The organism is Microbacterium sp. CJ77, assembly GCF_002911615.1.
In the GTDB taxonomy this organism is placed as follows: Bacteria; Actinomycetota; Actinomycetes; order Actinomycetales; family Microbacteriaceae; genus Microbacterium.
Genome location: NZ_PQBR01000003.1, coordinates 1 through 8,957, shown reverse-complemented (window position 1 = coordinate 8,957; position 8,957 = coordinate 1). Strand labels below are relative to the sequence as shown.

The 8,957-nt window shown below is 66.1% G+C and carries 9 protein-coding genes; 7 read left to right on the top strand and 2 right to left on the bottom strand.

What is annotated here, in order from left to right; all coding sequences use genetic code 11:
- Positions 1–312: 312 nt before the first annotated feature.
- Positions 313–630 (bottom strand): hypothetical protein, encoded by a 318-nt coding sequence (locus tag C2868_RS17175; RefSeq protein ID WP_146047971.1) that lies wholly within the window; start codon positions 628–630, stop codon positions 313–315.
- Between the two features lie 378 nt (positions 631–1,008).
- Here C2868_RS17175 and C2868_RS00315 point away from each other — a divergent pair, with 378 nt between their 5' ends.
- Positions 1,009–1,749: a hypothetical protein gene (locus tag C2868_RS00315; protein ID WP_146047970.1), complete on the top strand. Its 741-nt coding sequence runs from the start codon at positions 1,009–1,011 to the stop codon at positions 1,747–1,749.
- A gap of 82 nt (positions 1,750–1,831) precedes the next feature.
- Here the strand turns inward: C2868_RS00315 and C2868_RS00310 are convergent, their stop codons facing one another.
- Positions 1,832–2,803 (bottom strand): IS481 family transposase, encoded by a 972-nt coding sequence (locus C2868_RS00310; RefSeq protein ID WP_064319445.1) that lies wholly within the window; start codon positions 2,801–2,803, stop codon positions 1,832–1,834.
- A 115-nt stretch (positions 2,804–2,918) separates the two neighbouring features.
- Here C2868_RS00310 and C2868_RS00305 point away from each other — a divergent pair, with 115 nt between their 5' ends.
- The 6 genes from C2868_RS00305 to C2868_RS00280 are packed head-to-tail and all read left to right on the top strand — an operon-like array spanning position 2,919 to position 8,953.
- Positions 2,919–3,434 carry a M23 family metallopeptidase gene (locus C2868_RS00305; protein ID WP_103662757.1) on the top strand — a complete coding sequence of 172 codons (516 nt, stop codon included), beginning with the start codon at positions 2,919–2,921 and terminating at the stop codon, positions 3,432–3,434.
- A gap of 34 nt (positions 3,435–3,468) precedes the next feature.
- A complete protein-coding gene (locus C2868_RS00300) occupies positions 3,469–3,768 on the top strand; it encodes a hypothetical protein (protein WP_100814298.1) in 300 nt (99 codons plus the stop codon).
- Positions 3,768–5,252 carry a hypothetical protein gene (locus C2868_RS00295; RefSeq protein WP_103662756.1) on the top strand — a complete coding sequence of 495 codons (1,485 nt, stop codon included), beginning with the start codon at positions 3,768–3,770 and terminating at the stop codon, positions 5,250–5,252. The genes C2868_RS00300 and C2868_RS00295 overlap by 1 nt, the downstream gene beginning before the upstream one ends.
- Complete coding sequence (locus C2868_RS00290; RefSeq protein WP_100813967.1) at positions 5,236–6,729, top strand: SCO6880 family protein; 1,494 nt, start codon at positions 5,236–5,238, stop codon at positions 6,727–6,729. The genes C2868_RS00295 and C2868_RS00290 overlap by 17 nt, the downstream gene beginning before the upstream one ends.
- The gene (locus C2868_RS00285; protein ID WP_100813968.1) at positions 6,726–8,387 is read left to right on the top strand and encodes a hypothetical protein; all 1,662 of its coding nucleotides are present in this window, start codon (positions 6,726–6,728) and stop codon (positions 8,385–8,387) included. Before C2868_RS00290 ends, C2868_RS00285 begins: the two co-directional genes overlap by 4 nt.
- Positions 8,384–8,953, top strand: coding sequence for a hypothetical protein (locus C2868_RS00280; protein WP_103662755.1), 570 nt, complete (start codon positions 8,384–8,386; stop codon positions 8,951–8,953). The genes C2868_RS00285 and C2868_RS00280 overlap by 4 nt, the downstream gene beginning before the upstream one ends.
- Positions 8,954–8,957 lie beyond the last annotated feature (4 nt).

The window sequence follows — 8,957 nt, the reverse complement described above, 5'->3', positions numbered from 1 at the left end:
CGATTCACGTCAACGCCCTCATGCTCAAGCGACTCCGACTCCCCACCCCAGCCGAACCTTCCGCGGCAACCCACCCGGGCCCAGCGCCAGCGCACAAGGGCGACCCATCATGAAACCACGAAGTAGCCCTCGATCCGCCCTGCCGGCATTTGAGTCGCGGCCCAACGAGTAATGCGACGGGCAAGTAGCCGCAGCTGAGCGGCTGCTGACCAGTGCGGCGTTCGATCAGCGACAAGCTGACGCATCAGCGACCTGGCGTACTGCCGCTGTAAGTCAACATAGGCCCAACTACCCGGCTGCGGGTCGCGCGTGCTATATCTCGCCCAGTTCCTGGCCGAGTTTGAGGTACAGCTCGGTAACGGCAACGTTGTTGACTCGATACACCGGCCACTCCCCCTGCTTTCGGTTCGATTTCGGTGGATTCGCGATGAGAACGTCGGCTTCTTCGAGTTCGCGGAGGTATCGAACCAGGGTGGGCGCGGGCACTTCGATTGCTTCGGAAATGGCTTTGCGGCCCGCGTTTGGGTTTCGTCGCAAGTAGGCAATCAGACTGGCTTTTCCCAAGTTGCCGAGGATTGTCACTGCCGCAGCCGCGCGTTCGCTGTTGGCTGGCTTGACGAGCTTTGGCATGAACGTATTGTTCCGCGATTTCGGTGCTAGCGGAAGCATCCTGAATAAATTAATGCTTCACATCGCATCTGAATCACTATACGATCCACGCATGAGCTCAAGCAGATGGCTCCCAGATCAAGCATTCGGCGCGGCCGAGAACGCTGTGGTGGCGCGGCCAACCGCAAGCCAGCTCACCCCGAGCGGCTCATGTCGTCGCGCTTCGCATTCCCGATCGGACGGTGGGCGATACCCTCGCCGCCGCCCTTTGCCCCAGGTCCGTGACCAAATCGTTCCTTTTGCAACTGTGCACCGTCTGCTTAGTATTCCTCCACTGCGACCTGCTGGGGTGCTCTGGGGGTACGAGGTCGCTGCCATTCAAACGAAGGCGGTGCTGCCGTGAGTGCAGCCACAATGCAGGGACGCGGGGGGATGTGGGCGTTGATCGGCGCCGCGGTGCTGGTCGCGGGGATCATCGCCATCATCGTCGCGTCCATCCTGCCTCGACCTGCCGATCCGGCCCCGAGCCGGTCGGAGGGACCATCACAGGGACCCGACGGCGTGACGGCGTCTCCCAATGCTCCATCCGAGGACGCGGCGGTCGACACCGAGGTCACGGAACGCGGTTGGGTGGCGGAGCCAATCACAACCGACACGGAGCTGTACGCGCGTGCCGCTCTGGCTGCCGCGTCGACCTTCGATACAACTCTCGCGAGCCGTGAAGAGTGGCTCACGTACCTCGACACCTGGTTCACCCCCGACACTCGCTACGCATCAGAATCAGATCGAGTCGATGCGCTCCGCGCGGCACAGCTCGAGTTGCGTCAAGGCGTGGTGTTGCCGGAGGTGCAGTGGGATTCGATCGCGGCCGAGGACGGGCGTGTCGTTGCGCAGACGATCGGCGCGATGACATTGATGCCCGCGCCCGAGGATCCATCCGGCGATATGGCGATCGGGACGGCGAATGTGACGCTGACGTTCACGATGGCCGGCGCGGACGAAGAGTCGTCTTTCGACGAGACCGTTCGAGTGAGCGTCCAGGTGCTCTGCGGCCCGGAATCGGTCCCAACACCGGGATCGACGCAGACGCCGGGGGATTGCAAAGTCGTGCGGTTCTTCTCGGAGCCGATGGAGCCGTGACATGGGAGCCCCTGTCGCGGTCGTGGCCGCCGTCACCAGCACACGCACCGGCCGCCGCCTGATCGGCCTCTTCGCCGGCGCGCTAGCTGTACTGACCTCGACCGTTGGTGATTCGGTCGATGGGGGTTCGGCCTCCGATGCCGAGGTGGGCTCTGTCTAGGTTGTAGTAGTCGAGCCAGGCCCGCAAGGCGGCGCGGCGTTCGGCGTTCGAGGTGAAGGGGCGGGCGTAGGCCCACTCGGTGGTGAGGGTGCGGTTCAGGCGCTCGACTTTCCCATTGGTCCAGGGGCAGTGTGGCTTGATGAACTTCTGCGTGATGTGGTGCGCGTCGATCACGCGGTGGAATGCTGCAGACTTTCGGTAGGCGAACGCGTTGTCGCTGATGACGCGTTCGACCGTGACGCCGAGGGTGGCGTAGAACGCGATCGCCCGTTCGAGGAACCCGGCAGCGGTGACGCCCCTCTCATCGTCATGGGTCTCGGCGTAAGCGACGCGGGAGTGGTCATCGATCGCGGTGTGGATGTAGTCGTAGCCGATCCCGCGGCCGCGGACCTTTTCGCTGCGACCGTGAGCGCGCCATCCGCCGCCGTCGGGGATCCGGCCGAGCTTCTTCACGTCGATGTGGATCAGCGACCCGGGATGGGCGTGCTCGTAGCGGTTCGCGGACCGCCGGGTTGCCTTGATCACGACGCCGGTGACCGGGTCGAGGTCCCGCAGCAGCGGAACATGATGGCGGCGCAGCACCCGACCGACCACGGACGCGTGCATCCCCAGCCGTGCGCCGATGAAGACCGGGCCGCGACGGGTCAGTTCACGCATGATCCTCACTCGCGTCTCCTGGCAGGGTCCCGTCTGGTGCGGATGGGTGTGAGCGACGCTGGAACGCTCCTGCAGTCCCGCGACGCCCGCCTCCCGGAACCGCCGCCACCACCGCCACGCGGTCGTGCGGGAGATGCCCATCTCCGCCGCGACATGCGCGACCGCACGCCCCGACTGGATGCGCTGGACCATGATCAACCGGCCGGCCGGAGTCAGCCGGGCATTAGCGTGAGACAAGAGAGACCTCCGTGGGTTCGAGCTGAAGAACTAGACAGCTCCAACTCGACCCCGGAGGTCTCTCCTACGTCAACAACGATCCGGGTCGGTACAGCTAGCGTGCCTGGCGGTTGCCGTGTTCGCGCCCGTGATCGTGCTGCCCCTGGCGGTCGCGGCGCAGTCCTCGTCCACGGCTTCGAACGAGAGCGTGAACGGCGCGCCGATAGTTGTCGGCGAATGGGGATACCCCTACGCAGGCAGTCACACCACGGGCCGTGGCTATGGGTGGCACCCGGTTGAGGGATGCGCATACTGCCCCGCCGCTCACTTCGGGTACGACATGTCGCAAGGCTGCGGCGCGGACATCTTCGCCGCAGGACCCGGCACGGTGACCCTCGCGAGGCGGTTCGGACAGTTCGGCAACAGCGTGATGATCGACCACGGCGCCGGCACCATCACTCTCTACGCGCACCTCGCCGACGGATCGATCACCGTGGCCGAGGGCCAGCAGGTGACCGCGGGTACGCGGGTGGGTGGGGAAGGGCAGACGGGTTTGTCCTTCGGCTGCCATCTTCACTTCGAGGTGCGGCAGAACGGCGCCCGCATCGATCCGGCCCCATTCATGGCCTCCCTAGGCCTCCCCCTGACTTGACCACGCACCACCTCACACGACGCAAGGAGCGATCATGACACTCACCACGTTGGTCCCGTTAGACGTCGAAGTGCCCGACGTGAATCCCGACTTCTCAGCCCCGTTCTTCCAGGGATTCCAGGTCATCGCCTCCTACATTCTTGCGGGCGCGATGATGGTGGTCCTGATCATGCTGATCATCGCCGGCGCTGCCCTCGCCTTTCGCGGGATCGCGTCTGACCGGGTGCGGACTTGGGCCGGGGAGAACATCCTCTGGATCTTCATCGCCGCCGCCGTCTTGGGGGCAGCGAGCGGCCTGTTCCAGTGGTTCGTGAACTTCGACTTCGGCTTCTAATGGACCTCCCCCGCGCCGTCACCCTAGGCGCGCTCCTCGGCGTCGCACTCGGGATCGGCACACTGGCACCGGCCGCCGCAGTGCCGGAGCTGCGTGGCGACCTGGCGGCGGCATCCGTGGTCCGTGCCGCCGCGGTCGAAGGTGAACCGTGGAGTTCGCCTGCCTACCCGGTGGACTGTGAAGAGGCGAACGGACAGATTGCATGCACACCGACGAATCCCGCAGACGTCAAAGCGCAGCAATGTTTTATCCAGGTCGTGACGAACGGAACGAAAGCAACCATCTGCACGACGTATGAGGGTCATGCCGCGGCGATTCAGAGCGCCGGGGGCAAGCCGGTCGTGGTGGCATACGGATGCAGTTTCGGCGATGTGTTGTGTGCGTCGTTCGAGAACTTCGGGCGGGGCATGGCGATTGCGACGACGGGGATGATGTACGTAGTCGCGCTGAACATGCAGTTCGACACGTCGTCGTTGCTGTGGACCGCGGCGGTGGGTGAGTGGTCGTTCTGGCAGTGGGCGATTCTCATCATTGTGTTCGGCGCGATGATCTGGGCCGTCACCGCCGCCGTGGTCACTGGCGACCGGGAGCAACTCGTTGGCGCGATTGTGCGTTCGTTCATCGCGATCCCCGCGGTGCCGCTCACCCTGTGGTTGACGGGGCATCTGTTGAACACGATCGATGAGATGACCTGGTACGTGATGAACCGGGAGGGACCGATCGCGTTGTTCTCGACGCTTCAGTCGGTGATGTGGGCCGGTGGGCAGGCGAACTACTTCTTTGCCGTCATCATCCACGGGCTCCTGATGGTCGGGATGCTGCTGCTCATGCTGGTGTTCGCTTTCCGCAACATCGTCCTCGCTGCGCTCATCGCGGTCGGTCCGATCGCGTGGATGATTTTTCCCGTGCGCGGCATCGGGCCGCAGTGGGTGATCCGGTACGTGTCTGCTGTCGTCGTGCTGCTGCTGACGGGTCCGTTGACGGTCGGTTTTGTGACATTGATCATCAATGGGCTCGCTGATGTGCGGACGATCTGGGACCCGCAGTCTTGGCCGCTGCTGATAGGTCTTGTTTTGGTCGCGTTCGCGCCGTTCGCGATCTTCGGGCTGTTCTCCTTCGTCGGTGGGGTTGCCGCGGACTCCCTCGGCTCAGCCCTCGGGTCCGGCGCCCGTCGTGCTGGGGGGAACGCGGCGCGGTCGGTCGCGAGCGTCCCCACCCGCCTCGGCGGATTCCCGGCTGGCATCCCGACCGGATCCCGCGGCAGCGCGAGCGTCCGGCCATCGTCAGCACCAGCCTCCGGCGCACCGACCCTCCCCAAGGGCGCAAGCACACCTGCAAGCACGAGCCCTGCAAGCCCCACCCGCCAGAACGTCCCCGCCGCAGCGGGCGCCACATCCACACCCGCGTCAACGCCCGCGGGAACACACGTAGCAACTTCGGGACCGAGGCCAGTGAGAGGAGACCGTCATGACGGTCACAGGTGACACGGGACGGCCGGTGCGGCTGCCGCGCCGTTCACGGCAGGGCATCGTGCTCGGCATGGATGGCTGGCAACTCGGATTCCTCGCTGTCGCAGCACTCGTGATCCTGATCGCGGTGAACAGGTTCGGTCCCCTCGGGCTCCTCTACTCGTTCCCCATCTTTCTGCTCCTCGGCGGCACCGCTCTCGCGACTATCCATGGGATTTCTGCCCCACGGATGGGGGGTCTGTGGGTGATGAAACAGGTCCGGCATCTCATGGGTGGGACGAAGGACACGTTCCGCCCGGAGGCACCGCGCGTGGCCGGGACGTTGAACCTGCCGGGGGCGCGGGCGTCGGTGCAGCTGTGGGAGTTCGAGGGCATCGGGTGCGTGTACGACCCGCAGCACCGCACTGTGTCGGTCACCGCGGAACTCGAGGTGCAAGGGTTTCTGATGCACGACACCCCGGACCGGTACGACCTCGCACAGCAATGGTCGACCGTGTTGGCATCCTTCACGCAACGCCCCGGGATCAAGCGGGTCACCCTGCAGGAACGGACGATCCCCACGACGATTCGTGCCGCCCGGGACCACTTCGACACCGTCCGGGTGCGCCGCGGAATTGACCCGGGATCGCCGGTGGTGCAGAACTACCGGGACGTGTTGGATCAGTCAGAGCGGTTCGCGGTCTCACACCGCAACTACCTCACCTTCACCCTGGATTTGATCGCGCTCGGTGCGCAGCTGCGATCCCTCGGCGGCGGGAAGCCCGCGATCCAAGCACTCGCCGCCCTCCAGGCGGGAAACCTTGACGATGCCCTCGAGACCGCCCGCATCAAAGTGCGCGCCTGGCTCACCCCGAGGGATATCGCCGCTCTCGCGCGGGTAACGGTGGACCCGGAGTTCGCGCCCACGGTGCAGAACCGCACCGACACGCAGACCGGGGTGGATCCGGTGGCGATCGGGCCGATGTATCTGGAGGAGCCGCAAGGGCGGAACGGAATCGTCTACACCGACTCCGCCGTGCATACGACGATGTGGATTCACGAATGGCCGCGATCCGATGCGGCGGTCGGGTTCGTCGCACCGATCGTGTTCGCCCGCCACCCGGGCAGCGGTGATGCCGTCACCCACATCCTCTCCCTCGTCCTCACCCCCGTCCCCGTTTCCAAAGCGCTGAAGCGGATCCGGGATGAGAAGAAGGTGTGGCGTGGGAATGAGCGGCTCCGCGCAAAGCGCAGCGCCGACGGGTCGGCGGCGGACGCGGCGGACTGGGACGCGTTGGAGAAGCAGGAGCAGGAGATCGTGAACGGGCACGGCAAGTTCCGGTACGGCGCCTACCTCACGGTCTCTGAGCGAACCGAGGAGCGCCTCGATCACGCCGTCGCGGGGATGCGCAACGCACTCTCCCGCGCCGGCATGGAACCCCAGATCCTCTACTGCCAACAAGCCGAAGCACTGCTCGTCAACGCGCTCCCGCTGGGGTTGGGGATGAAATGACCCGCCGCATCCTCACCTTCACCCCGGCCGATGCGTCCCGGAAAGACCGCGCCCAGCTGAGCCGCGAAGTCGCCGCGGCGCTCCGCGCCGAACAACCCACACGCTCCAGCCGACGAGAGCGTGCCCTGCCGGAGCCGGCGGTGCCGGGACCGTTCGGGCCCGGTATCGCCGCCGGCGGGTACTGGAATCTGGCGGGTCTGCACGTGCCGCCGCATGAGGCAACGTCGCAGCACATCGCTGGGATCTACCCGTTCGTGGCCGACGCGGGCCTTGGTCACCGGGGCCCGATCGTCGGCGTCGATCTGAACGCAGACGCGTTATGGCACTTCTCCCCGTGGGAGGCGTACATCGATCAATCCGACCGCGGGTCGTTCTCCACCAACATCCTTGTCCTCGGTGCGTACCGGTCCGGTAAATCGGCGACCGTGAAAACCCTCGTCACCCGCTCCATCGCATTCGGTCACCAGGTGGTCGTGCCGTCCGACCCCAAAGGGGAATGGGTCGCGGTGGCTGAGGCGATGCCCGGCGGACGGGTCATCCGCCTCGGCGGCGGCACGAGTGCACGTCTGAACCCGCTCGATCGGGGCCCGCGACGATCGGATGCGTCCGATGAGCAGCACGAGCAGATGGTGAAGCAGCGCCGCATCGGCACCCTCATCGCCCTGGTCGAAATGGCGCTCGGCAAGCAGCGTCTCACCGCGGTCGAGCACGCCGCGATCCACGACGCCCTCGACCGGTGCGTCGCGCGCACCAACGATCACCCCACCCTCCGCGGGATATATGTGGAACTCGGATACCTCGCCGGAGAAACCGCGACCGCGTTCCGCGCCGCCGAAGGCGCCGTGCAACCCCGCTTCGTGCTCCGCCGGTTCGTCGCAGGCGACCTCGCCGGACTGTTCGAAGACGAATCGACCGTGGAGTTCGATCAGGACGCGCCCATGGTCGTCACCGACACCAGCGAACTCTTCGCCCGTGGGGAGCTCGCCGCGCAACTGACGCAAGTGTGCTCGACCGCGTGGATCCAGGCCGTGATCAGCGACCGTGCCGCACGCCGCACCCGATACGTGGTGCGGGAAGAGGGATGGCGAGACATGACGTCCCTGGCCAGTCTGCAGATGTTTCAGCAGTGGTTGAAGCTGTCCCGGCATTACGGGATCAGCAACATCGTCATCCTCCACAAAATGGGCGACCTCGACGCGGTCGGGGACGCCGACTCCCTCGAACGGTCCCTGGCGTACTCGATCGTGGGCGACATCGAGAACAAGTTCATCTTCCGCGTCAACCACCAAGAACAATCAGCCCTCCAAGAACGCCTCAACCTGCCCGCCCCGCACGTCGCGATGGCCAGACAGCTGCGGAAAGGCGAGTTCCTCGCGTACGTCGGGCAGTACTCCTACCTGGTGGACTGCTTCGCCACCTCCACCTCCTGGGAACAGGCCCTGTTCGACACCGACGACGCCGTCACCGCCAACGACCGCGACACCCCACTGCCCGCCCTGACCGACACCGACCTCGACGCGTTCTGGCCCACCGATGCGCCGTTCATGACGAGTGACTCCGAAGCCGTGGACGGGTGGTTGGCGCCCGCTCCGGATGTCGGAAGTACCGAAGTTCCCGACCGCCCCACTGCGGCGGCTCCTGAAGGAGGAGAGCAATGAGTGTTCTGCATCCGCCGCGCGCGTACGCGACCGTGACCGGACCCACCGCGACCTACGTCGCGCCCGACGGGCACACCGAACCCGTCATGACGGACGGCACCGAAGACATCCGTCACGCCGTCGTCCGCCGCGCCGCCACCGACGCCCGTACCGCCGGCACCCCGCTGGAGCTCGTCACCTCCGGCGACCGCGGCACCCATCACCTCCTCATCGACACCACCGGCACCATCACCGCCATCCCCGCCGGCGTCACCGCCGCCCTCCCCACGCATCCCGGAACCAACGCGGCGCTCACGGACGAGGCTGACGACACCCGGGCTGACATCCGCACCGAGGACGCGCGACGGGCGGGGGCGCCGCTATTCGATACCGTCTCGGTGCAGCACCCCGGGGCGGTGAACGAGGAGGCTCCGCCGGCCGGACCTAGCGTGCCAACCGAGGAGGAAGATCCTCCGACAACGACATCGCGGCCATCGTTCATCGCCGTCAGCACCGAGACCCCCGAGACCGGCACGGGGTGGCGGGCCGTCATGGCACGACTCGGACTCCCGGTACCCGGGCCCTGACCCC